Source organism: Collinsella aerofaciens, assembly GCF_015556945.1.
Taxonomy (GTDB): domain Bacteria; phylum Actinomycetota; class Coriobacteriia; order Coriobacteriales; family Coriobacteriaceae; genus Collinsella; species Collinsella aerofaciens_AO.
In genome coordinates this window covers 1-24,557 of the sequence record NZ_JADNNH010000011.1, presented here as the reverse complement: position 1 = coordinate 24,557, position 24,557 = coordinate 1, and the positions used below count along the sequence as shown (strand labels likewise).

15 protein-coding genes are annotated in these 24,557 nt (G+C 59.9%); 13 read left to right on the top strand and 2 right to left on the bottom strand.

Annotated features, from left to right (window positions below):
- Positions 1-354: 354 nt before the first annotated feature.
- Together feoB and I2F59_RS04540 are read left to right on the top strand one after the other, a co-directional pair.
- The gene (gene feoB, locus I2F59_RS04545) at positions 355-2,766 is read left to right on the top strand and encodes a ferrous iron transport protein B (protein ID WP_195503403.1); all 2,412 of its coding nucleotides are present in this window, start codon (positions 355-357) and stop codon (positions 2,764-2,766) included.
- A 313-nt stretch (positions 2,767-3,079) separates the two neighbouring features.
- Complete coding sequence (locus I2F59_RS04540) at positions 3,080-4,744, top strand: PTS transporter subunit EIIC (protein ID WP_195503402.1); 1,665 nt, start codon at positions 3,080-3,082, stop codon at positions 4,742-4,744.
- Between the two features lie 62 nt (positions 4,745-4,806).
- Here I2F59_RS04540 and I2F59_RS04535 read toward each other — a convergent pair whose 3' ends face one another.
- A complete protein-coding gene (locus tag I2F59_RS04535) occupies positions 4,807-5,559 on the bottom strand; it encodes a MurR/RpiR family transcriptional regulator (RefSeq protein ID WP_158550125.1) in 753 nt (250 codons plus the stop codon).
- Between the two features lie 174 nt (positions 5,560-5,733).
- Between I2F59_RS04535 and I2F59_RS04530 the strand changes: the two genes are divergently transcribed.
- From I2F59_RS04530 to I2F59_RS04510, 5 genes are all read left to right on the top strand, one after another.
- Complete coding sequence (locus tag I2F59_RS04530; protein WP_195503401.1) at positions 5,734-7,107, top strand: family 4 glycosyl hydrolase; 1,374 nt, start codon at positions 5,734-5,736, stop codon at positions 7,105-7,107.
- A 96-nt stretch (positions 7,108-7,203) separates the two neighbouring features.
- A complete protein-coding gene (locus I2F59_RS04525) occupies positions 7,204-8,025 on the top strand; it encodes a hypothetical protein (RefSeq protein WP_195503400.1) in 822 nt (273 codons plus the stop codon).
- Positions 8,026-8,200: 175 nt separating this feature from the next.
- Positions 8,201-9,397, top strand: coding sequence for an MFS transporter (locus I2F59_RS04520; RefSeq protein ID WP_195503399.1), 1,197 nt, complete (start codon positions 8,201-8,203; stop codon positions 9,395-9,397).
- A gap of 153 nt (positions 9,398-9,550) precedes the next feature.
- Positions 9,551-10,927 carry an alpha-amylase family glycosyl hydrolase gene (locus I2F59_RS04515; protein ID WP_195503398.1) on the top strand — a complete coding sequence of 459 codons (1,377 nt, stop codon included), beginning with the start codon at positions 9,551-9,553 and terminating at the stop codon, positions 10,925-10,927.
- 3 nt (positions 10,928-10,930) lie between these two features.
- Positions 10,931-11,494: a uracil-DNA glycosylase family protein gene (locus tag I2F59_RS04510; protein WP_195503397.1), complete on the top strand. Its 564-nt coding sequence runs from the start codon at positions 10,931-10,933 to the stop codon at positions 11,492-11,494.
- Between the two features lies 1 nt (position 11,495).
- Here the strand turns inward: I2F59_RS04510 and I2F59_RS04505 are convergent, their stop codons facing one another.
- On the bottom strand, positions 11,496-12,158 hold the full coding sequence (locus I2F59_RS04505; protein WP_195503396.1) for a hypothetical protein: 663 nt from the start codon (positions 12,156-12,158) through the stop codon (positions 11,496-11,498).
- 93 nt (positions 12,159-12,251) lie between these two features.
- Here I2F59_RS04505 and I2F59_RS04500 point away from each other — a divergent pair, with 93 nt between their 5' ends.
- From I2F59_RS04500 to I2F59_RS04475, 6 genes are all read left to right on the top strand, one after another.
- The gene (locus I2F59_RS04500; RefSeq protein ID WP_195503395.1) at positions 12,252-13,388 is read left to right on the top strand and encodes a pyridoxal phosphate-dependent aminotransferase; all 1,137 of its coding nucleotides are present in this window, start codon (positions 12,252-12,254) and stop codon (positions 13,386-13,388) included.
- Positions 13,389-13,891: 503 nt separating this feature from the next.
- Positions 13,892-14,413 carry a 50S ribosomal protein L10 gene (gene rplJ / locus I2F59_RS04495; RefSeq protein WP_006235004.1) on the top strand — a complete coding sequence of 174 codons (522 nt, stop codon included), beginning with the start codon at positions 13,892-13,894 and terminating at the stop codon, positions 14,411-14,413.
- Between the two features lie 102 nt (positions 14,414-14,515).
- Positions 14,516-14,893 carry a 50S ribosomal protein L7/L12 gene (gene rplL, locus I2F59_RS04490; RefSeq protein ID WP_006235005.1) on the top strand — a complete coding sequence of 126 codons (378 nt, stop codon included), beginning with the start codon at positions 14,516-14,518 and terminating at the stop codon, positions 14,891-14,893.
- A gap of 314 nt (positions 14,894-15,207) precedes the next feature.
- A complete protein-coding gene (locus tag I2F59_RS04485) occupies positions 15,208-16,116 on the top strand; it encodes a UTP--glucose-1-phosphate uridylyltransferase (protein WP_117745808.1) in 909 nt (302 codons plus the stop codon).
- 287 nt (positions 16,117-16,403) lie between these two features.
- Complete coding sequence (rpoB, locus tag I2F59_RS04480; protein WP_199408987.1) at positions 16,404-19,895, top strand: DNA-directed RNA polymerase subunit beta; 3,492 nt, start codon at positions 16,404-16,406, stop codon at positions 19,893-19,895.
- 6 nt (positions 19,896-19,901) lie between these two features.
- Positions 19,902-24,380: a DNA-directed RNA polymerase subunit beta' gene (locus I2F59_RS04475; RefSeq protein WP_195503394.1), complete on the top strand. Its 4,479-nt coding sequence runs from the start codon at positions 19,902-19,904 to the stop codon at positions 24,378-24,380.
- Positions 24,381-24,557 lie beyond the last annotated feature (177 nt).

The following is a 24,557-nucleotide window of genomic DNA, read 5'->3' as shown; positions in this document are numbered from 1 at the left end:
ATTTTGTCGAGGGAGCGGGCGGCTGTTTCTGCTCCCGCGGGAAACCACGTCCCGTTTGGGAAATCGTGACCCGTTTTGGGCGCAGATTCCGGGTCGCAGTTTCCCCGAGGGGCTCGATCGGGAAATCGCATCCCAGTCTGAGCGCCGATTCCGGGCTGCAGTTTCCGCTAGATGCCTCAACCGGAAAGCCCGTCCCGTTTAGGTGTTCCGGAGTGGGATTCGGTTTCCGCAACAGGCCCGTCTGGGAAGCAATGGCCCAGAATTCCCCTTGCACCGATCTGTCGATTGAACGTCATTGTGTGTTCACGCTATCATGTAAGTTTAAAATTGGTTAGCCATGGCAAACGGTTAGCCATGGTGAACATAAATACAACGCCCTGCGGGCGCCGGGGGAGGAACACGGACGTGAAGCTCGATACACTCGAGATTGGAAAGGACGCCGTTGTCGCATCGGTGGCATCGGACGATCAGGCACTCCGACAGCATATTTTGGACATGGGTCTAACGCCGGGCACCGAAGTCACCATGATGAAGTATGCCCCCATGGGCGACCCGCTCGAGATTCGCCTGCGTGGCTACGAGTTGACACTGCGTAAGGACGATGCCGCTCGCATCGAGCTCGTGGGTATTCACGACACCGATACGGGTCCGCGCGCTAACGCCGCAATCGGCACGACGGAGCATCCGGCCCTGGGCGAGGGGACGTATTCGCCCCGTGCGGCAAAGACGGCCGTGCCAGAGGGCGCGCCGCTGCACTTTGCCCTCGCCGGCAACCAAAACTGCGGCAAGACCACGTTATTCAACCAGCTGACGGGCTCCAACCAGCACGTCGGTAACTTTCCCGGCGTGACGGTCGACCGCAAAGATGGCACCATCCGTAACCATCCCGAGGCGAGCGTTACCGACCTGCCCGGCATTTACTCCCTGTCGCCGTACACAGGCGAGGAGGTCGTGAGCCGTCAGTTCATCCTCGACGAGCGTCCGGACGCCATCATCGACATCATTGACGCCACCAACATCGAGCGCAACCTGTACCTGACACTGCAGCTCATGGAGCTTGACCGTCCTATGGTCATCGCGCTCAACATGATGGACGAGGTGACCGCCAACGGCGGCGCCGTGGACGTCAACTTGCTCGAGAGCCTGTTGGGCGTGCCCGTTGTCCCCATTAGCGCTGCCCGCAACGAGGGCATCGGCGAGCTGGTGGACCACGCCCTGCACGTGGCGCGGTTCCGCGAGCGCCCTGGTCGCCTGGACTTTTGCGCGCCCGACGGTCCGGACGGCGGTGCGCTGCATCGCTGCATCCACGGTATTGCTAACCTGATCGAGGACCATGCCGTGACGGCGCACATCCCGGTGCGCTTTGCGGCGACCAAGCTGGTCGAGGGCGATGAGCTGGTAACCGAGGCGCTTCACCTGGATCGCAATGAGCTCGACGCTATCGAGCACATCATCACCCAGATGGAGGACGAGGCCGGCACCGACCGCCTATCTGCGCTGGCCGATATGCGTTTTAGCTTTATCGGCGACGTGTGCGGGCGTTGCGTCGTCAAGCCGCACGAGAGCCGCGAGCACGTGCGCTCCGTCAAGATTGACCGCATCCTGACAGGTCGTTACACAGCCATTCCGGCGTTTCTGGTGATCATGGGCCTCGTCTTTTGGCTGACGTTTGGCGTGATCGGCGCGGCGTTGCAGGGACTTATGGAGGACGGTATCGCTGCCATCATCGCCTCGGCCGATGCGGGCCTCAAGGCGTTCGGTACCAACGACGTGGTGCGCTCGCTGGCTGTCGACGGCGTGCTAACGGGCGTGGGCAGTGTGCTGACCTTCCTGCCGATTATCGTCGTGCTCTTTTTGTTCCTCTCCATTCTGGAAGACTCCGGATACATGGCGCGCGTGGCCTTTGTCATGGATAAGGTGTTGCGTCGCTTTGGCCTGTCGGGCCGCAGTTTCGTGCCCATGCTCGTCGGTTTTGGCTGCACCGTGCCGGCTATCATGTCGACCCGTACGCTCCCATCCGAGCACGACCGCAAGATGACGGTCATGCTCACGCCGTTTATGAGCTGCTCAGCCAAGCTGCCGGTTTACGGCTTGCTGTGCGGGGCGTTTTTCCCGCAGGCGACGGTTCCCGCCATGGTCTCGCTCTATCTGATCGGTATCGTGGTCGGCTGCGTCGCGGCTTTGGTGCTCAACCGCACGGCATTTAAGGGCGACCCGGTGCCGTTTATCATGGAGCTCCCCAATTACCGCCTGCCGAGCGTCAAGACGACGGTGATGCTGGCATGGGATAAGGCCAAGGACTTCATCACCAAGGCCTTTACCATTATCTTTGCCGCTACGGTGGTCATCTGGTTCCTGCAGACGTTCGATATCCGCTTTAACGTGGTCGCCGACCAGTCGCAAAGCCTGCTTGCCGGTCTGGGTAGCATCATCGCGCCGGTGTTGGCCCCGCTCGGCTTTGGCGACTGGCGCGCCTCGACGGCGCTCGTCACGGGGCTCATTGCCAAGGAGAGCGTCATCTCGACGCTCACGGTGCTTTTGGGCGCAACGTCGCCCGCGGCGCTGTCGACCATGTTTTCGCCGTTTACCGCCTACGTGTTCTTGGTCTTTACGTTGCTGTACCCGCCTTGTGTGGCGGCAATCGGCGCCGTCAAGAGCGAGTTGGGCGCGCGCTATGCCGTGGCCGTATTCGCGTTTCAGGTCGCCGTTGCCTGGATCGTGGCGTTTGTCGTGCATTCGGCGGGCATATTGCTGGGGTTGGCTTAAGGGCACGTTGATGCTCTGCGCTTTTGGGCGAGCAACAATTCAATAAAATGAGCCAAAATAACGGCAATTGTCGGCCTGCGGGGACTGTCCTACGCTTCAGATTGCCGTTCGCTGTCTATTTGCTGCCGTTTACGGATTCGTAAATACTTGCAATCGTCGGTCGATTTAACCGTATTACGCGATGTCGATGCGCATTTTGTGCGCCCCTTTCTACAATCACCTTGTTTCTATTGCCGAACATGTCTTCCGTTTCGCCTGTGTGGGGACGTGGGGTGCAATAGTCGTTTATAGAGGATCATTGAGAGGGGAATTGATGAAAGAAAAATTCCAATCGTTCGGAAAGGCAATGCTCGTTCCGATTACGCTCATTGCCATTTCCGGTCTCTTTTTGGGTATCGGTAGCGTTTTTACGACCGAACTGACCCTTGTGTCCCTTGGCGTTAATTGGGGCTGGTATGCCGCTTCGCCGCTCTTTACGTTCTTCTCGGTATTTAAGGGTCTCGGCGAGGTAATCATTGGAAACCTCGGTGTTTTGTTTGCCGTCGGCTGTGCCTTCTCCTTGTCTCGCAAAGAGAAGGGCTGGGCTGCCTTTTCTGCCCTTGTCTGCTATCTCACCATGCTCAAGACGGTTGAGATTCTGCTTGGAGCAGCTGGCTTGGCTGCCGACAATACAACGGTGGAAGCTCTTCAGAAGGTCGGCCTTACGTCCATTCAGGCGAGTGAGCAGTCCGCACTCTACACTACCTCGCTCGGCTTTTTTGGCTACAGCTCTGGTGTCTTTGGCGGCATTATCGTGGGCTGCCTGGTCGCCTGGATCACCGGCCGTTTTTACAAGACCAAGCTCCCAACGGCGCTGGCGTTTTTTGCGGGCAGTCGAACGGTCCCCATTGTATCGCTGGTCGCCGGTGGCGTCCTGGGCGGCATCATGTACTTCGTCTGGCCCGTCATCGGTGGATGCTTCTCGGGTATTGCGACGTTCGTGAAAGGCTCCGGTCTGGTCGGTACGTTTGTCTATCGCTGGGTGCTCGAGAGCCTTGTGCCGTTTGGCTTGCATCCGCTGCTCGAGACGCCCATGTATTGGACTGAGCTTGGCGGCTCCATGGTCGTCGATGGAACGCGCGTGGTGGGCAATAGCGCCATTCAGCTTGCACAGCTCGCTTCTCCCAGCAGTGACAAGCTCTTGGTTAGGGCCTTCATGGCCGGCTATGGCATTAACGATTACGCGTTGTTCCCGGGCATCGCCCTTGCTATGTGGTCTTGTGCCAAGCCCCAGAACCGCAAGAAGGTTGCTGGTCTTTTAATCCCCACAGTGATTTCGACTGTTTTCTTTGGCGTCACGGAGCCTATTCTCTTTACGTTCCTGTTTGCCGCCCCCTGGCTCTACTTTGGCGTTTACGCTCCGCTTTCCGGACTGGGTGAAGTTCTCTCGGAGGCAATGGGCGTTTCGGTGTACCAGGGAAATATCAAGGACCTTATCCCATTCTTATTCCGCCCCGAGAAGCTTAATCTGCTTCCGTACCTTATTCTGCTCCCCGCCTTTTTCCTGGCAGCTTTCTTCCTCTTCCGGTTCTTTATTACTAAGTTCGATATCAAGACGCCCGGTCGAGACGATGGTGACGATATTGAGTTGATCAACAGCAGAGCTGAGTTCGAGGCAAAGGCCGCTGAGGCAAAGGGCGAGTCTGGTAGCACTCCCGAGAAGGCGGTCCAGGACCGTGCGACCAAGGACAGCGCGCTTGCTGTCGGCATTGTCGAAGCGCTTGGTGGAGCCGACAACATTGATGATCTTGACAACTGCATCTCACGTCTTCGCGTGATTGTCAAGGATGGTTCTAAGGTTGCAGACGACGAGGTGTTCACCAAGAATCTTGAAGCTATGGGCGTTATCCGCCTGAGCGACAAGGCAATCCAGGTCATTTACGGTCCTCGTGTCGGTGAAGTCGCTTCTGAGGTGCACGAAGTTCTCGGTGACGAGTAAAACGCGCAAGTGGCTTTCAATTGCATAGCGCAATTCCAGGGCTTGGCTTCCTATCGCATGATTTAGGGGGCCAAGCCTTCTTGTTTTAGATTGTCAAGGCAGATACTCAATAGTTCTTCGAATGCGAGAATACAACTTCCGGTAAAGCAGTTAGGCTTAACGTTCTTAAGATCCATTGGGTGATCGTCATGTATCGTAAAGATCGCGTCTGCCGTCTTGGCGAGTTCACTGTCTTCGTTGCCGGTAAACGCGAGAGTCGTAATGCCCGCGTCGTGGCATGCCCTTGCGGTTTCCAGGATGGCTTCTGTCTGGCCCGATTTGGATATGAGCATCATGCAGCTGAGCGTATTTCGGTTGGATTCGACAAACTGATCGGTTTCTAGGAAGTCCTGTATGACGGCCAAAAAGCCAAGTCCAACGAGCTTGGTCGCCATGTACTGCGCAACGATGCGTGAGAAGCCCTCTCCGTTTACTCCGATCATTCTGTTGCGATGCAGTGCGGCGATGAATACGTCTACATCTCCGGTGTGGCATACGAAGTGGACGCTACTGTCTTTGAGTGATTGATTCATTTCGCGGGAGACATGCTGAAGGTGCTTGAGATCGTACATCATTTCGCGGTAGCCACGGTAGCCGAGCTTTTTAGAAAGCCTGATGACTGTCGTCATGCTGGTAAAGCATGCCATGGCGACGGGTTTTATGCCAATATCATCGAGGGTGTCGATATTGTTGAGCAGGTATTCGAGTACGCTTTGCTCGGTTTCGGATAGCTTTGCGGCTGAGTAGAGCTTGGAAATCTGCTTTTTATCAACCATCGGTGCTCCCTTCCCGCCGGACGTGTGTGGCCGCTTCCGTTGCGTAAATAATAACTCCTTGGGGAATTCCTTTCCCGCCTTGCAGTCGGGGCGGGAAGCGACCCTCCATGCTGGATACAATATCCAAACACAGGCGAACCATGCAATATTGAATGTGCTATTGGGGGTTTCGATATGAAACTTACGGTCATAGGTGGCGGTGGCGTCCGCTCCATGTTTTTGGCAAAGAGCATAGCCCAGCAGGCGTCATCGCTTGGGATCGACGAACTTGTGTTTATGGACAATGATCCCGAGAAGCTGCGCATCTACGGTGGCCTTGCCGCCCATGTCTCGAGCATGCTTTGCCCCACGCTTAATTTTTCACTGACGGGCGATGCAGTCGAGGCTGTTAAGGACGCCGATTATGTGATCACGACGATTCGCGTCGGTGGGGACCATATGCGCGTTCGCGATGAGCGCATTGCTCTTTCGCATGGGGTTCTTGGCCAAGAGACGACTGGCGCAGCCGGCGTGTCTTTTGCCATGCGCTCCGTCCCTGCGCTTGCTTCGTATTGCGAGTTAATCAAGAAGTACGCAAAGCCGGGCGTCAAGGTGTTTAACTTTACTAATCCCGCTGGCGTCGTATCTCAGGCCCTACGCGATATGGGCTATGATTTTACTTATGGCATTTGCGATGCCCCCTCGGGCATGTTGCATCAGTTTGCCGAGTATAAAGGCGTTGATCCCGCATCGGTTCAGGGCGAGTGCTATGGACTCAACCACCTCTCGTTCTTCCGCAATGTGACGGTTGACGGCGAGGACATCATGCCCGACTTGATCCACGACGACGGGGCATATGCTCATACAGATCTTAGGTTCTTCGAGAAGGACCTCGTTCTAAATCGCGGATGCGTGCCAAATGAGTACCTATACTATTTCTACTATCGCGAGCGCGCCGTTGCCAACGTTCTCTCTTCGCCCCAGACACGCGGCGAACTAATCGAAGAAATTAATCGAGAAATGACGAGCGAGCTTGCATCTATCGATATTGAGAACGACTTCGAAAAGGGCCTCGCGTGCTTTGAGAAGTGGTACGGAATGCGTGAAAACAACTACATGGCGGCCGAGACGGGTATTCACCGCGACAAGCCGTGGACGTTTGACGTGTACGGCAAAGATGCTGGCGGATACGCAGGTGTCGCGCTCCGTTTCATGGATATTGCTCGCTCTGGCAAGACACAGCAGATGATCCTGTGCACCCCCAACAATGGCGCCATCCCTGGCCTTCTCGATACAGACGTCATTGAGTCAACGTGCGATATCTCCACCGATGGCTGTGTACCGCATCGCGTCGAAGCCGATTCTGTGCCCGCGGGAAACCTCGAATTGATTCGTCGCGTCAAGTACTACGAGCGCACCGTGGCGCGTGGCATCGTTAACCGATCGAAGCGCGACATTGTCGAGAGCCTCGCGATGCACCCGCTCGTTAATTCGTACTCCTTGGCGAAAGATATCGCCGCGCAGTACTTTGAGCTTAACCGCGACTTCATCGACGGCTGGACAGACTAGTCTGGACGTTAAAACTAGAAATTATGGATGGGCGGACCGGCGTTTATATTGGCGCCCGTTCGCCCTGCCTAGTAAGAAAACGGGTATAGAGTGAACTTGCGAGAGAACTTCAATGTCTTTCTGGAATCGGGCGATCGGGCGAAGGAATGCCGGAGTGGCTGCACGATGGCGTTATATATCCCCTTGTTTGTTATGAGCGCGCTTCAAATTGGTGTATCAAACGTTGCAACTGAGCTCGCCTATATCAATCCGTCCATTACGCTTATTTGCACTGTGGTCGCGGCCTTTTTAAACCTGCTTCTATCGAATGTGGCTTTTTCATTATTTGCCGTCGACCGGTCCAAAGAGACGGTGCAACCTGCTCGAACCCCTCCGGTTTATCTCTTGGCCTCGACGGTTCCCCTCCAGATTTCTGGGGCGCTGCTAATTTATTTGGTTCATTTGATTTTATCGGCAATTGTAGTCTTTGCCTCGCTTGCGAGCAGTCAGCTCGGGGTGTTGTGCTCTCTTGTGGTGGCAGTAATCGTGACGCTTCTTTCCGCGTCGTTCGTATTCGTGTTAATTGAAGATGCGGGCGTGGAGCAGAGGGGACTACGAGGCATTCGGTTTGCACCACGCTACATCATGCGTTCGGTCACGGTGCTTCGTTCCTCCTGGAGAGAAATCGCGCGTCCCGCAGCGCTGCTGGTGGCATGGAACCTGGTTGCAAGTTGCGCTATCCAGGTTCTTGTTGGATGGGTAGTTTCGAGTGCGGCGCTGCCGTCGGCACTTTCAGTGACGGCGCTTGTGCATGAGGGACTTTATTATGGGGCGTTTGCTTATATGCTGCTTTTGCTAGTTCATTGTGCGGTTGCGAGTTGGCTCGAAATTGACGTGCTCATGGGGGTGTCCTTGTGCGTATCCGAGCAGGCGCGATAGCCCGAAGATAAAGCCGCGTTTTCGACATTGAGTTCCTGCGTACCTTGCTTTCTAAGCAGAATTGGCGCGCCGTCTGTTAACGATCGTTTTCCAAGAATTCTTTTGTTGCTCATTTTATAGACTTCTCATTGCTATAATCGCCCACCGCTCAAGATAATCGGAGAGGTTTTCCTATATGGCTCAAACAAAGCAAGGTGGTATCGCACTCAGGCAGTGGCTCCCGCTTATCGGGCTCGCCTGTTGCGCGTTCGTGTTCAATACGTCGGAGTTTATGCCCATCGGCCTTCTGACTGATATCGCCGCATCGTTCTCGCTCACCGAGGCCCAGGCAGGCATCATGATCTCGGTCTACGCCTGGGGCGTCATGCTGCTGTCACTGCCGCTTATGGTGTTTGCCTCGCGCTTTGAGTTCAAGCGTATGCTGCTCGGCGTGCTCGCCGTGTTTTCTCTGGGTCAGTTCCTGTCCGCTGTGGCACCGACATATCCTATCCTGGTTTGCGCACGCCTGGTGGTCGCCTGCGCGCATGCCGTGTTCTGGTCAGTCGCCTCGATTATGGCCTCGCGCCTGGTCGACACCCGCCACGGGGCGCTCGCCATCAGCATGATCGCCACGGGCTCGTCCATCGCGCAGATCTTTGGCCTGCCGATCGGCCGCGCCATCGGGCTGGCTGTGGGCTGGCGCATGACATTCGCCGTGGTCGGGGCCTTCTCCGCCGCCGCGGTGGTGTACCAGGCCGCGGTGTTCCCGGCCATGCCGGCGAGCGAGCGCTTTACCGTCAAACAACTGCCCGAGCTGCTCAAGAACCCGTTCCTGATCGCGCTCTACGCAGTCACGGTCTTTATGGCGACCGGCTATTACGCAAGCTACAGCTATATCGAGCCCTTTCTGGCGCAGGTCGCGCACGTCGACGCGGGCGCCATCACCATGACGCTGACGGCGTTTGGCTGCTCTGGTCTGGTGGGCAGCTGGCTGTTCGGCCGCCTGTTCGATGGGCACCGGTTCCCGTTCTTGGCTATTACGCTCTCCGGCGTGCCGGCGGCCCTGCTGCTCATGGGTCCGGCCACATCGTCGCTCGTGGCAGTGCTTGCCGTCTGCGCGCTGTGGGGCTGCTGCGCCACAGCCTTTAACGTGGCGTTTCAGGCCGAGCTCATCAAGTACACGCCGGCGGACTCGTCGGCCGTCGCCATGTCGATCTTCTCGGGCCTGTTTAATCTGGGTATTGGCACAGGTACCGCGATCGGCGGAGCCGTGGTTTCGGGCCCCGGTATCGCCTGGATCGGCTTCGCGGGCGGGTCAATTGCGGTCGTGGGCGTTATCCTCGCCATCACGGTGATGTTCCCAGCCATCCGTCGCGCAAAGCCTATCGCCTAATCACGTTCCCTCATCAGTTGCGGTGGAATAGTTCCTGTTTAAGGCCTCTGAAGGCCCAAGCAGGAACTATTCCACCGCAACTTATTTTGGGGAAGAGGATACAAGCCGGGCATACAATGGATGTCGTTGTGTTGAGCTTACCGGGAGGTTGCTATGTGGGCATACGAGACGACGTTCTATCAGATCTATCCGCTGGGCTTCTGCGGAGCTCCGCGCGAAAACGCCGCGCCCGTTGCCGAGGATGAGCTTACCCAGGCCGCCAACGTTGCTCCTAACCCCGATGCGCCCATCATGAAGATCGCCCAGTGGGCCGACTACCTGCAGGAACTCGGCGTTGGCGCCGTGCTCATCAACCCGCCGCTTGAGTCCGATAGCCATGGCTACGACACGCGCAGTCTGCGCCATATCGACCGCCGCCTGGGTGGGGATGCCGACTTTGCCGCCGTGTGCGAGACGCTGCACGCCCATGGCATCCGCGTGGTGCTCGATGCCGTCTTCAACCACGTCGGTCGCGGCTTTTGGGCCTTCCGCGATGTGCAGGAGCGCAAGTGGGACTCGCCCTACAAGGACTGGTTCCACATCAGCTTTGACGGCGATTCTTGCTATGGCGACGGCTTTTGGTACGAGGGCTGGGAAGGCCATTTTGAGCTTGTGAAGCTCAACCTGCAAAATCCCGCTGTGGTCGATTACCTGCTCGAGTCCGTGCGCCGTTGGGCCGACGTCTTTGGCGTCGACGGCCTGCGCCTGGACGTTGCCTATATGCTTGACCGCGACTTTATGCGCCGCCTACACTCCTTTACCCGTGAGCTCAAGCCCGGCTTTGTGCTCATCGGCGAGACGCTTCACGGCGACTACAACCAGATCGTCAACGACGAGATGCTCGACTCCTGCACCAACTACGAGTGCTACAAGGGCCTGTACTCCAGCTTTAACTCGGTCAACATGTTCGAGATCGCCCATTCGCTGCACCGTCAGTTTGGCGGCGACCCCTGGTGCATCTACCGCGGCAAACATCTGCTGTCGTTTGTCGACAACCACGATGTGCCGCGCCTGGCAAGCATCCTCACCGACAAGTCCTGTCTGCGTCCCGCCTACGGCATGCTCTTTGGCATGCCGGGCATCCCGTGCGTCTACTATGGCAGCGAGTGGGGAATTGCTGGCGAAAAGGGCGGCCCCGATGGCGACTGGGCGCTGCGCCCTGCGCTCGATGAGCCTGCGCCCAATGAGCTGACGGCGTTCATCACGCAACTCGCACACCTTCGCTCGGCCGATGACGCGGCGGCCCGTGCTCTCAACTACGGTGCCTATCGCAACGTGGTGATCCAGAACAAGCAGCTGCTGTTCGAGCGCGCCTGTGACGACGCGACGGTGCTCGTGGCGGTGAACGCCGTGGGCGAGCCTTACACCTTTGGCGCCGGCGAGCTCAACGGGTCCTTCGTCGACCTGCTTGCCGACGATGCGCCCACGGTCGAGCTGACGGGCACCCTTGAACTTGCACCCTACGAGGTGCGCTATCTGTTGAGAGCCTAGCCCATGGCCGCATCTGACAAGGGCTACCAACATATTGAGCATGGGTTTGAGCCCGTGTTCGACCAGCACTCGCGCGTTTTGGTGCTCGGGTCGTTTCCCTCGGTGCTTTCGCGCGCCAATGCCTTTTATTACGGCAACCCTCAGAATCGCTTTTGGCGTGTGGTGGCCGCGTGCCTCGGTGTGCCTGTTCCGCCCAACGAGGGCGATTCTTTGGCAAGCGGTGAGCCCGCGACGCTCGATGCCTCCATTGCCGTCAAGCGGGTCATGCTGCTTAACGGCGGCGTAGCCCTGTGGGATGTGATCGAGAGTTGTGACATTAAGGGCTCGAGCGACGCGAGCATTCGCAACGTTGTGCCGGCACATATCGAGCGCATTACCGATGCCGCGCCGATTGAGGTCGTTGTCTGTAACGGCGGCACGGCAGGGCGACTCTACAAACGCTACTTGCAAGATCGGACGGGGCTGCCTGCCATCGTCCTGCCCTCGACAAGTCCCGCCAATGCCGCCTGGCGCCTGGAGCGTCTTGTTGAGCGTTGGCACGAAGCCGTTGACTGGGCTGTTATTTAATTTAGATTTTTGTTTGAGCGTGGGCGCCCAGACGTTTCAGAACGCCTCGCCAGATCGGCGCGGGCACGGCTGGCTCGGCGCAAACCATGCCGTCGGTGTCGACGTTGGCGGCATTGCCGCCGCCAAGTCGCTGTGCATGCTCGACGGAGCAGCCCATGCGCACAGCGCCCACAAGCTTATCTATCGCTTCCGAAAACGGTCGGCGCAAAAGTCCCATGCGCGGAGAATGACGAAGCGCCGCGAAGCCGCTGCCGGCACAGATGACAACGCCTCCACACCACAATTGGTCATGGCGCTCACATGCCTTGTGCAGGCGAACGGCGGTCCCACGCGCCTGCTCAGTGCCCTCTCGTGCGGCTCGAATTGCGGCATAGACGCGCGTTCCCGTACCGCCAAAGCGCTCAAGCGCCTGCTCGATAGCTGTCAACGTCTCATCGTCAGCCACATCTTCAATGGCCAGCACGATGCCATCGGCAACGCTGCCGGCGTCATTTGCCTTCAAGTCGACCGGGCGGGGGAGTGCGGTGCCGGAAAGCTGTGCATAGGCGGCGATGGCATCCTGCAGGTCCCAGAGCAAAAACTCAAGATCGGCACTATTGGGAATGCTGATATACGCAATGGTTTGCAGCGTTTTTGGTACATCGCTGCGCGCGGTCGGCTCCATGCTGCCTCCTTTCCGGTTGGTTTCCGTTTAGGTTACACCGTCCGGCGGCGCCCCGCCGCGCTATCCTAGTGCAACCCTTACGAAAGGAACGCCATGCGACTGCCCATGAATACCTCGCTTGCCACGCTCAAGCCCTCCGGCATCCGTCGGATCAATGCGCTCGCCGCCCAGCACCCGGGGTGCATCGCGCTTGCGCTTGGCGAGCCCGATTTTCCCACGCCCGATGTGATTAGCGCCGAGGTGACCGCCGCACTGGACCGCGGTGACACGCACTATCCGCCCAACAACGGTCGCCCCGCCCTGCGTGAGGCGTTATCTGCCTACATGGGGGATGCGGGCCTTACGTTTTCGGCCGACGAGGTCATCCTAACCGACGGTGCGACCGAGGCCCTGTCGGCAGCATTCATGGCTATGCTCAACCCCGGCGACGAGGTCATTATCCCCACGCCGGCCTTTGGCCTGTACGAGAGCATCGTCGTGGCCAACCACGCCAAGGCGGTCTTTTTGGATACGGAGCCTGCGCAATTCCAGATTGACGAGGACGCACTTCGTGCTTGCGTGACGCCGGCGACCAAGGCCATCGTCATCTGCACGCCCAACAATCCTACGGGTTGCATCCTCAACGCGGCTTCGCTCGACGCCGTGGCGCGCGTGGCAGAGCAGGCGGGCATCTACGTGGTCTGCGACGACGTATACAACCGCCTGGTTTATGTGGATGGCTACGAGCGCTTTGCCCAGCGTCACCCGGAGCTGCGTGAACAGACGGTCATCATCGAGAGCTTCTCCAAGCCCTGGTCCATGACCGGCTGGCGCCTGGGCTGGCTCGCGGCAGCGGCACCCGTCATCGCCGAGATCGCCAAGGCTCACCAATACTTAGTATCGAGTGCCGTCTCCTTCGAAATGGACGCCGCAGCGCGAGCCCTGACCGTCGACCCCACCCCCATGCTCGAAGTCTACCGAGCCCGCCGCGAACGCGTGCTCGCAGCCTTAAACGCCATGGGCCTCGACGTAGTTGAACCGGCGGGAGCCTTCTACGCCTTCCCCAGCATCAAACAGTACGGCCTAACCAGCGAAGCCTTCTGTATCAAAGCCATCAAAGAAGCAAACGTAGCCCTAGTCCCGGGCGACTGCTTCGGCACCGAAGGCCACATCCGCCTAAGCTACTGCGTCTCCGACCAAGATTTGGACGAAGGTCTCCGCCGCCTATTCACATTCGTCTCAACCCTATAGCCATCAGGGACGCAACACATCAGCCTACCGACACAAGGGTTATGCGTGGGGCGCGTCGCTCAACGGACACGAGGATTTGCAGCAAAGTTACCGCTGCTCCGGTCCGAGGGGCCGGGTTGAGATTTTCGTAGATTCCGCACGAGCCGAAGGCCACTTAATGTGGCCTTCGTGCGAGCCAGGACTTGACCGAGCGAAAATCTCAACCCGGCCCCTCGGACCGGAGCGTATGCAGGGTTTGTGTACGAATCCTCGCGCCCGTTGACCGACGCCGGGGTCCCCGCCATAATACTTTCGGTTCACGCACGAATCCGCTGCCAGAGACAGCCGGCGCAAACGGGCATTGCCCGCGAGCTTAATGGGATATCCCGCCAGCCGAGGTGGTCGAGTAGATATGTCTTCTCGCCCCCGTCGCTCATGCAGCGCGGGGGCTTTCTTTTTGGACATGCCCCCGTCACGTCCTTGTGGCGGACCGTGCCCGGAAAGAATTCGAGGAGGTGTAATTCATGCCCCAGCAGTACAAAATCGACAAGGTTGCAGAGATCGAGTCCCGTATCGCCGAGAACGCCGGTCTGTTCGTCGTCAACTACAACGGTCTGACGGTTAAGCAGGCTCAGGAGCTGCGTCATCAGCTTCGCGAGTGCGGCGCCGAGATGAAGGTCTACAAGAACAACCTGGTCAAGATCGCCCTCAAGAACCAGGAGCAGCCCGAGCTCGACGAGATTCTCGCCGGCCCCGTCGCTTATGTGTTCTACGAGTCCGAGCCGGTCGAGGCCGCTAAGGCCCTTAAGGACTTCTCCGCTAAGTCCAAGGGCGTCCTTGAGATCAAGGGCGGTATCTCCGACGGCAAGGCCGTTTCCGCTGATGATGTTAAGGCTATCGCCGAGCTGCCCACCAAGGATCAGCTTCTCGGCCAGATCGCCGGTCTCATCTCCGGTTTCGCTCGCGACATCGCTGTCTGCGTCAACGGCGTTTCCTCTGGTCTCGCTCGTTCGATCCAGCAGGTCTCCGAGCAGAAGGCAGCCTAGTCGCTGTTTTCACCCGCGGCGGCAACGCCGCACCCCTGGCGCATTCGCGCCGTGTTTTAACTGATCTCCGTGCACAGACACGGAAACCGAAAGGACTTAGAAATGGCTAAGCTTACCACCGATGAGATCATCGATGCTCTTAAGGAAATGACCCTTCTCGAGGCTTCCGAGCTCGTTAAGGCTATCGAGGACACCTTCGGCGTTTCCGCCGCTGCTCCTGCCGCTGTTGTCGCCGCTCCCGCTGCTGGCGCTGCTGAGGCCGAGGAGAAGACCGAGTTTGACGTCGTGCTCGAGGGCTTCGGCGACAACAAGATCCAGGTCATCAAGGCCGTCCGTGAGCTCACCAACCTTGGCCTGAAGGAGGCCAAGGAGGTCGTCGAGGGCGCTCCCAAGGCTGTTCTCGAGGGTGCCAAGAAGGAGGACGCCGAGGCTGCCAAGGAGAAGCTCGAGGCTGCTGGCGCTGCTGTCACCCTCAAGTAATCAGGCTTTCTCGCCAGATTTCTTTGCAGACGGGGTTCGCATTGCGAGCCCCGTCTTTTTTGTTTTTCGGTCCCTCGGCATCGGTAGCTCAAACTGCCATGTTCTGTGATTTGCGTCGTATCGGGTGCCTTGCCGTTGGGCAATAAAATTGCACCATTCGAGCAATAATTTGCGTTGACCTGCTGAAGAATTGTCTCTGCCTTGTAGCGACATATAGTTCCAGCGGTAAGATGCTTGGGTATCGCAATTTGGTCTGCGGCCGTGCGCCGCACGCATGGGGCGCTTTTGCGCCTGCGAAAGGATCTTTGAATAACATGAAGGCAATCATCCCCGCCGCCGGTCTTGGCACGCGTTTTCTGCCTGGCACCAAGTGCACGCCCAAAGAGATGCTGCCGGTGCTCGACAAGCCCGTCATTCAGTACGTCGTCGAGGAGGCGCTCGACCCCGAGGAAGTCGACGACGCCATCATCGTTACATCTCCCGGTAAGCCCGAGCTACTGAACTACTTCCAGCCCGATCGCTCGCTCGAGAACCTGCTGCGCGAGCGCGGCAAGAACGCCTATGCCGATGCCGTCGCCCACGCTGGCGGTATGCCGGTCGACTTCCGTTATCAGTACGAGCCCAAGGGCCTCGGCCATGCTATCCGCTCTGCTGCCGACGCCGTGGCAGGGGAGAACTTCCTGGTTCTTCTGGGCGACTACGTTGTGCCTAATCGCGACATCTGCGACAAGATGCTCGCCGTTTCCAAGGAGCACGGTGGAGCTTCGGTTATCGCCGTCGCTGCTTGCTCGCCCGAGGAAGTCAGCCGCTACGGCGTTATCGCCGGCGAGCGCGTCGGTTCGCTCGAGGGCGCCGAGGACGTTGCCGATGCAGAGCCGGGCGCTGTCTGGCGCATCGGCGGTCTGGTCGAGAAGCCCGCTCCCGAGGCGGCTCCGTCCAACCTGTACATTGTCGGCCGTTATCTGCTGAGCCCGCTGGTCATGGACCTGCTCGCTGATCAGCAGGCCGGCAAGGGCGGCGAGATTCAGCTTACCGACGCCATGGCCCGCTCGCTCGACCGCGAGGCCATGTACGCGGTCGTCATCGACCCGCTGTCGGGCTACGACACCGGCACTCCCTCTGGCTGGATGGCCACCAACGCTCTCATGGCTGCAAGCGATCCTCGCTTTGCAAGCGCCTTCTGGGACGCCATCGACGAGCGCGGCGGCTTGATGCGCAAGTAAGCCTTCGGACATCGACATTTACGGGCGCGGACCTCGGTTCGCGCCCGTTTTTTATAAGAGCTGCGATTGCCGGCTCTCTGTTCACAGAAAATATATGAACAGATGTTCGGTATACCACTATCTACCTGTGTGTTTTCTGTCGAAAAACTTTGCTACTCCAAAAACTCAATCGCGTCAAGGCTTTTCTTGCCCAACGGTCGGTACCTGATAAACTATTAGGTTGCGATAACTGGCGAAGCTATGCCTCGCCAACCCACCGAGCATTTCCGTGAAGGAGGAAAAACCTGGTGACCTACGCATACACTGCCACTGAGCGCAAGCGCGTCAGCTTCGGGAAAATCCCGGAGGCCATGGAGCTCCCCAACCTTATCTCTGTTCAAAGGGAATCCTTTGAGCGTTTTAAGGACGAGGGCCTTCGTGAGGCGTTCAAGGAATCCAGCCCCATCCAGAGCCAGAACCATGTTCTCGAGGTTACCTTCGGCGAGCATCAGTTCGGCGACCCCGCGCACACCGTCGAGGAGTGCCGCGAGAAGGATATGACCTATCAGGCTCCGCTTCTGACCGACGTCCGTCTCACCAACAAGGAGACCGGCGAGATCAAGGAGCAGCTCGTCTTTATGGGCGACTTCCCCATGATGACCGATCAGGGCACCTTCATCATCAACGGTACCGAGCGTATCGTCGTCTCGCAGCTCGTCCGCTCCCCGGGCGTGTACTACAGCTCCGAGATGGATTCGGGCAAGCAGATCTACAAGGCCCAGATCATCCCGTCCCGCGGTGCCTGGCTTGAGTTTGAGGTCGACAAGCGCGACCAGCTCATGGTCTCCATTGACCGTAAGCGCAAGCAGAGCGCCACGATGTTCCTGCGCGCCCTTGGCATCGCTGTCACCAACGACGACATCATCGAGCTGCTCGGCAACTCCGATGTGATCAAGCGCACCCTCGAGCGCGATACCGCCCTCACCCGCGAGGATGCCCTTATCGAGATCTACCGTCGCCTGCGCCCGGGAGAGCCTCCCACCGTGGACGCTTCCCGCAGCCTGCTCGAGGGCCTGCTCTTCAACCCGCAGCGCTACGATCTGGCCCGCGTCGGTCGTTACAAGGTCAACAAGAAGCTCAACCTCACCACCGAGGAAGAGGTCACGGTGCTCACCGACGAGGATATCGTCGCGACGCTGCGCTACCTGCTGTCCCTCGCTGCCGGCGAGCAGGGCTTCAAGGTCGACGACATCGACCACTTTGGCAACCGCCGCATCCGTACCGTCGGCGAGCTCGTCGCCAACCAGTTCCGTATCGGCATGAGCCGTATGGAGCGCGTCGTCCGTGAGCGCATGAGCTCCCAGGACATCGACGAGATCACCCCGCAGTCGCTCATCAACATCCGCCCGATCGTGGCCTCCATCAAGGAGTTCTTCGGTTCCTCGCAGCTCTCGCAGTTCATGGACCAGGCGAACCCCCTGACCGGTCTGACCCACAAGCGCCGTCTGTCCGCACTCGGCCCTGGCGGTCTTGCCGGCCACAAGTCTGGCTCCAGCCGCCGCACCAACGTGCCGACGGCCGTCCGCGACGTTCACAATTCGCACTACAGCCGCATGTGCCCGATCGAGACCCCCGAAGGCCCCAACATCGGCCTGATCGGCTCGCTCGCCCTCTACGCCCGCGTCAACGAGTATGGCTTCATCGAGGCCCCGTTCCGCCGCGTCGAGAACGGCGTTGCCACCGACCAGATCGACTGGATGACCGCTGACGAGGAAGAGAAGCACGTCATCGCGCCGGCCAACACGCCGCTCGATCCCAAGACCAACGAGTTCATCACGACCGATGCCGAGGGCAAGATCGTCCGTCCGCACACCGTGATCGCCCGTACCCGCGACTTCGACGGCTCCTTCGGCGCCCCCGCCGACGTGCCCGTCGAGGACGTCGACTACATGGACGTCTCGCCGCGTCAGATGCTCTCCGTCGCAGCCACGCTGATTCCGTTCCTGGAGCACGACGACGCCAAGCGTACGCTGATGGGCGCTAACATGCAGCGTCAGGCCGTGCCGCTGGTTCACCCCGCCGCTCCCTATGTCGGTACCGGCATGGAGCGTCGCGCCGCTCTGGACTCCGGCGAGGTCACCCTGGCCAAGAACGCCGGCGAGGTCATCTTTGCCGACGCCGCCAAGATTATCGTCAAGCATGCCGGCGGCATGGACGAGTATCACCTGGCCAAGTACCAGCGCTCCAACCAGTCCACCTGCATCAACCACCGTCCGCTCGTGCGCGTCGGTGACACCGTTGAGCAGGGCGAGCCTCTGGCCGACGGTCCTTCGACCGATCACGGCGAGCTCGCACTGGGCCAGAACCTCACCGTGGCCTACATGCCGTGGGAAGGCTTTAACTACGAGGACGGTATCGTCGTGTCCGAGCGCCTGGTGGCCGAGGACCTGCTGACGACCATCAACATCACCCGTCACGAGATCGACGCCCGCGACACCAAGCTCGGTCCCGAGGAGATCACCCGCGAGATCCCGAACCTCTCCGAGGACATGCTTGCCAACCTCGACGAGGACGGCATCATCCGCATCGGCGCCGAGGTCGGCCCTGGCGACATCCTGGTCGGCAAGGTCACGCCTAAGGGCGAGAGCGCTCTGACTGCCGAGGAGCGCCTGCTGCGCGCCATCTTCGGTGCCAAGGCCCACGACGTCCGCGACACCTCCCTTAAGATGCCTCACGGCGCTTATGGCCGCGTCATCGACGTCGTCCGCTTTAGCCGCGAGAACGGCGACGACCTGGCTCCCGGCGTCAACGAGCAGGTGCGCGTCTACGTCGCCCAGCGTCGTAAGATCCAGCAGGGCGATAAGATCGCCGGCCGCCACGGCAACAAGGGTGTTATTTGTAACGTTCTGCCGGTCGAGGACATGCCCTACATGGCTGACGGTACCCCGATCGACGTTATCCTCAACCCGCTGGGCGTTCCTTCGCGTATGAACGTCGGCCAGCTGCTCGAGTGCCACCTTGGCTGGGCTGCTGCGTGCGGTTGGGATACCGAGCAGGCCGACTCCGACAAGTACGTCCCCGGTCCGTTCTTCACCGCGACGCCCGTCTTCGACGGCGCCAAGGAGGACGAGATCGCCGAGGTCATCCGTCGTGCCAACAAGAACATGCTCAACAAGGCCACCGCTGCCTTTGGCGATCACATGCGCCCCGAGTTCGTCACCCAGCTTGACGAGCGCGGCAAGACCCGTCTGTTCGACGGCCGCACCGGCGAGGAGTTCCGCGAGCCCATTACCGTGGGTACGTCCTACATCCTCAAGCTCGGCCACATGGTCGACGACAAGATCCACGCCCGTTCGACCGGCCCTTACAGCCTGGTTACCCAGCAGCCTCTGGGCGGCAAGGCTCAGTTCGGCGGCCAGCGCTTCGGCGAGATGGAAGTTTGGGCACTGTACGCTTACGGTGCTTCCAACGTCCTGCAGGAGATCCTGACCGTCAAGTCCGACGATACCGTGGGCCGCGTCAAGACCTACGAGTCCATCGTCAAGGGCGAGAACGTTCCTGTCCCGGGTATCCCCGAGTCCTTCAAGGTTCTCGTCAAGGAGATTCGCTCCCTCGCACTGGACATCGAGCCCATGCACGATGCCGACGAGGACGCCTCCGCCCCTGTGACCGCCGAGGAGACCTCCGCTCTCGACGACCTGGCTGCGCTCGCCGGCGTTGACGCCGACGTCGAGGCCGAGGATGCCGAGACCGCCGAGGCGCCCGAGGCTGTCGCCGCCACGACCACTGATAAGGAGTAGTTGACTGTGGCAGATTTCGAAGCTACTGATTTTGACTCGGTAAAGATCTCCCTTGCCTCCGCCGACCAGATCCGTTCCTGGTCGCACGGTGAGGTCAAGAAGCCGGAGACCATCAATTACCGTACCCTCAAGCCCGAGAAGGACGGCCTGTTCTGCGAGAAGATCTTCGGTCCCGCCAAGGACTGGGAGTGCTCCTGCGGCAAGTACAAGGGCATCCGCTTTAAGGGCATCGTCTGCGAGCGCTGCGGCGTCGAGGTCACCTCGGCCAAGGTGCGTCGCGACCGCATGGGCCACATCGAGCTCGCCGCTCCCGTGTCCCACATCTGGTACTTCAAGAGCCCCACGAGCTTCCCGATGAGCCGTATGCTCGACATCAAGTCCAAGGACCTCGAGAAGGTTCTGTACTTTGCCAGCTACATCATCACCGAGGTCGACTACGAGGCTCGCGAGGCTGACGCTGACGACCTGCGCGAGGAGCTCGCCGCCGATCTGGAAGAGATCGATGCCGAGTGCGCCCGCCAGATCGAGTCCCTCAAGGAGCAGGGCAACCCCGAGAACTTTGACGAGTTCTCCGACGAGGAGCCGCTGACCCCCGAGGAGATCGCCTCCGGCATCGTCGACATCGAGGAAGAGTGCAAGGACGAGAAGCAGCTCCGCACGGACGCCTTCAACGCCTTCATGAAGCTCACTGAGCGCGACCTCATCTCCGATGAGCCGCTGTTCCGCGAGATGACCCGTTACTACTCCATGTACTTCAAGGGTGGTATGGGTGCCGAGGCCGTCCGCGACCTGCTCGCTGCCATCGACCTTCCCTCCGAGGCCGAGAAGCTCAAGGCCATCATCGCCGACGAGGATTCCCAGAAGCAGAAGCGCGAGAAGGCCGTCAAGCGCCTTGAGGTCGTTGACGCCTTCCTGAAGGGCGGCAACAGCCCCGCGAACATGATCCTGGACGTCATCCCGGTCATTCCGCCCGATCTGCGCCCGATGGTCCAGCTCGACGGCGGCCGCTTCGCCGCGTCCGACCTCAACGACCTGTATCGTCGCGTGATCAACCGTAACAACCGACTCAAGCGCCTGCTCGACCTGGACGCCCCCGCGATCATCGTGAACAACGAGAAGCGCATGCTCCAGGAGTCCGTGGACGCCCTGTTCGACAACGGCCGTCGTGGTCGCCCGGTCTCTGGCCGTGGCGGTCGCCCGCTCAAGTCGCTCGCCGAGGCCCTCAAGGGCAAGCAGGGTCGTTTCCGTCAGAACCTGCTGGGTAAGCGTGTCGACTACTCCGGCCGTTCGGTTATCGTTACCGACCCCAAGCTGCTGCTGCACCAGTGCGGTCTGCCCAAGACCATGGCGCTGGAGCTCTTCAAGCCCTTCGTCATGAAGCGCCTGGTCGAGCTTGGCAAGGTCGAGAACATCAAGGGTGCCAAGCGCGCTATCGACCGCGGTGCCACCTTTGTGTGGGACATCCTCGAAGAGGTCATCGACGGCCGCGTCGTGCTGCTCAACCGTGCACCGACCCTGCACCGTCTGTCCATCCAGGCCTTTGAGCCGGTGCTGGTCGAGGGCAAGGCTATTCACCTGCATCCGCTGGTCTGCTCGCCCTTCAACGCCGACTTCGACGGCGACCAGATGTCTGTCCACGTGCCGCTGTCCAGCCAGGCTCAGGCCGAGGCCCGCGTGCTCATGCTCTCTGCGAACAACCTGCGCTCGCCGGCATCCGGCAAGCCGGTCAACATCCCTTCGCAGGACATGATCATCGGTGTGTACTACCTCACCCAGGTTCGCGAGGGTCTGCCGGGCGAGAACCACGTGTTCTCGAGCTTTGACGACGCGCTGCACGCCTATGACTGCCGCTCCGAGGTCGACATGCAGGCCAAGATCCAGGTTCGCGTGTCCGCTGCCGATGCCAACGTCATCAACGAGGACGGCACCCGTATCTTCCGCGTCAAGAACGGCAAGAACGAGTTCGTCGACTACGACGTCACCGGTAACAAGACCGCGCGCTTCGAGACCTCTATCGGCCGTATCATCTTCAACCGCCAGTGCCTGCCCGAAGACTATGAGTTCATGAACTACAAGATGGTCAAGGGCGACGTGGCCAAGCTGGTTGCGGACTGCTGCGATCGTTACCCCGAGGCCAAGGTCGGCCCGATCCTCGACGCCATCAAGTACTCCGGCTTCCACTACGCTACCCGCGCCGGCCTCACCATCTCGGTGTGGGACGCTCTCATCCCTGCCGAGAAGCAGGAGCTGCTCGACCGCGCCCAGGCCAACGTCGACCAGATTAACGAGTACTTCGAGGAGGGCTTCATCAACGAGACGGAGCGCCACATCGAAGTCGTTAACGAGTGGACCGCTTGTACCGACAAGGTCGCAGCGCTCATGCTCGACATGTTCGACGAGGAGAACCCGCTGTACATGATGGCCGACTCCGGCGCCCGTGGTTCTAAGACCCAGCTGCGTCAGCTCGGCGGCATGCGTGGCCTGATGGCAGACATGTCCGGCGAGACGATCGACCTTCCCATTAAGGCGAACTTCCGCGAGGGCCTGCTGCCGCTCGAGTACTTCATTTCGACCTACGGCGCCCGTAAGGGCCTGGTCGATACCGCATCCCACACCTCGGACTCTGGTTACCTGACCCGTCGTCTGGTCGACGTGGCCCAGGACGTCATCGTCCGCGAGGAGGACTGCGGTACGCACGAGGGCGTCACCTACAACCTCATCATCCCCGGCACCACCGACCTCAACACCGACCTCGTTGGCCGTTGCTTCATCGAGGACGTCGTGGCTCCCGATGGCACCGTGCTCTTTGAGCAGGACGGCTACATCGAGAAGGTCGCCGACATCCAGAAGATGGTCGATGCCGGCCTTAAGAAGGTCAAGCTCCGCGCGCTGCTCACCTGCCGCTCCAAGTACGGCGTGTGCCAGAAGTGCTACGGCTGGGATCTTTCCACCCGTCGTCCGGTCGCTATCGGTACCGCGGTCGGCATTATTGCCGCCCAGTCCATCGGCGAGCCCGGTACGCAGCTTACGATGCGTACCATTCACTCCGGCGGCGTCGCTGGCGTCGACGATATTACGCAGGGTCTGCCTACGGTCAGCCGTATGTTCGATATCGTCGGCAACGTCAACGAGAAGATTCTGGGTCGCGAGGCCGAGCTGGCTCCGTACTCCGGTCACCTCTCGATTAAGCCCGAGAAGTCCGAGTACGTGCTGACGCTCACCGACTCCGAGGATCACACCCGTGTTCTCGACGAGCGTCGCGTCCCCGCTTCGGTGCGCTTTATGCCCGAGATCGAGGACGGCTGCGAGGTTCGCGCCGGCGACCAGATCACCAAGGGCTTCGTCAACTTCCGCAACCTGCGCAAGCTGACCGACATCGAGTCGACGATGCACACCTTCGTCGAGAGCGTCAAGGACGTCTACACCAGCCAGGGCGTCGACCTGAACGACAAGCACATCGAGGTGCTCGCACGTCAGATGCTGCGTCGCGTTCAGATCACCAACCCCGGCGACTCCAAGTACCTGCTTGGTCAGTACGTCGACCGCTACGAGTTCGCCGATGAGGTCGAGCGCGTTGCCCGTCTGGGCGGTCAGGCTCCCGTGGCCGAGCCCGTCATCCTGGGTACGCTCAAGGTCGCGTCCAACATCGACTCCTGGCTGTCGAGCGCTTCGTTCATCCGTACCGCAGGCGTCCTTACCGAGGCTGCCATCGAGGGCAAGGTCGACCACCTGCTCGACCTTAAGTCCAACGTCATCGTCGGTAAGAAGATCCCGGCTGGTACCGGCCTCAAGCCGTACGCCAACGCCAAGCTGACGTATCGCACGGCCGACGGCTACGTGGACATCGACGGCCCGGCTTCGCCCAACGCCAAGTCGCTGCCCGAGTGGGCTCCTGTGGAGCTCAAGGACCTGGACGAGCAGCTCCCACAGCAGCTCGACTGGGCCGGCTACGACGAGTTCGGTGGTGCTGACGGTTCGTTCACCCGCAACGGCCACACCATCTCCGCCGAGAAGGCTCGCCTGTACCTGTTCGACGACCTGGGCGTGTCGCAGCGCTGGACCAACAAGTTCAGCGAGGTCGGCATCGAGACGGTCGGCGACCTGGTCGGCAAGTCCGAGGAGGATCTGCTGCGCATCGATGGCATCGGTGCCAAGGCGATCGAGGAGCTCCGTGACGGCCTGGAGGCCCACGACCTGCTCTACATCCTCGAGAACAACGACGACGTTGCCGACGAGGAAGATCTCTCGCAGCTGCTGCAGATGGTCTTTAGCCCCGACGGTCCGGACGACATCCTGCTGGGCACCTCCGCTGCGCCGACGCATCACGCCGACGCCGACGAGGAGCTCCTGGGCGCCCCGATCGACGACAAGAAGGCTCCCGCCAACGGTGCCATCAACGAGGACATGGCTTCCCTCGACGAGCTGCTCAACCAGCTCGTGGACACCGACGACGCCGAAGAGGCCAAGGACAACGACGAGGAGTAATTTCCTAGTACGTTAACCGTCCTTCCAAAGACCCGCTTCCCAACAGGGAAGCGGGTCTTTTTTGTTGAGGAACGTTGCCCTGACGAGCACGTAGGATTCCCGGAACGGGCCGCCCGCTGTTTAAGTTTGTCGCGAGTTCCGCACGCAAAGGAAAGCACTTAATGTGCTTTCCGTCTT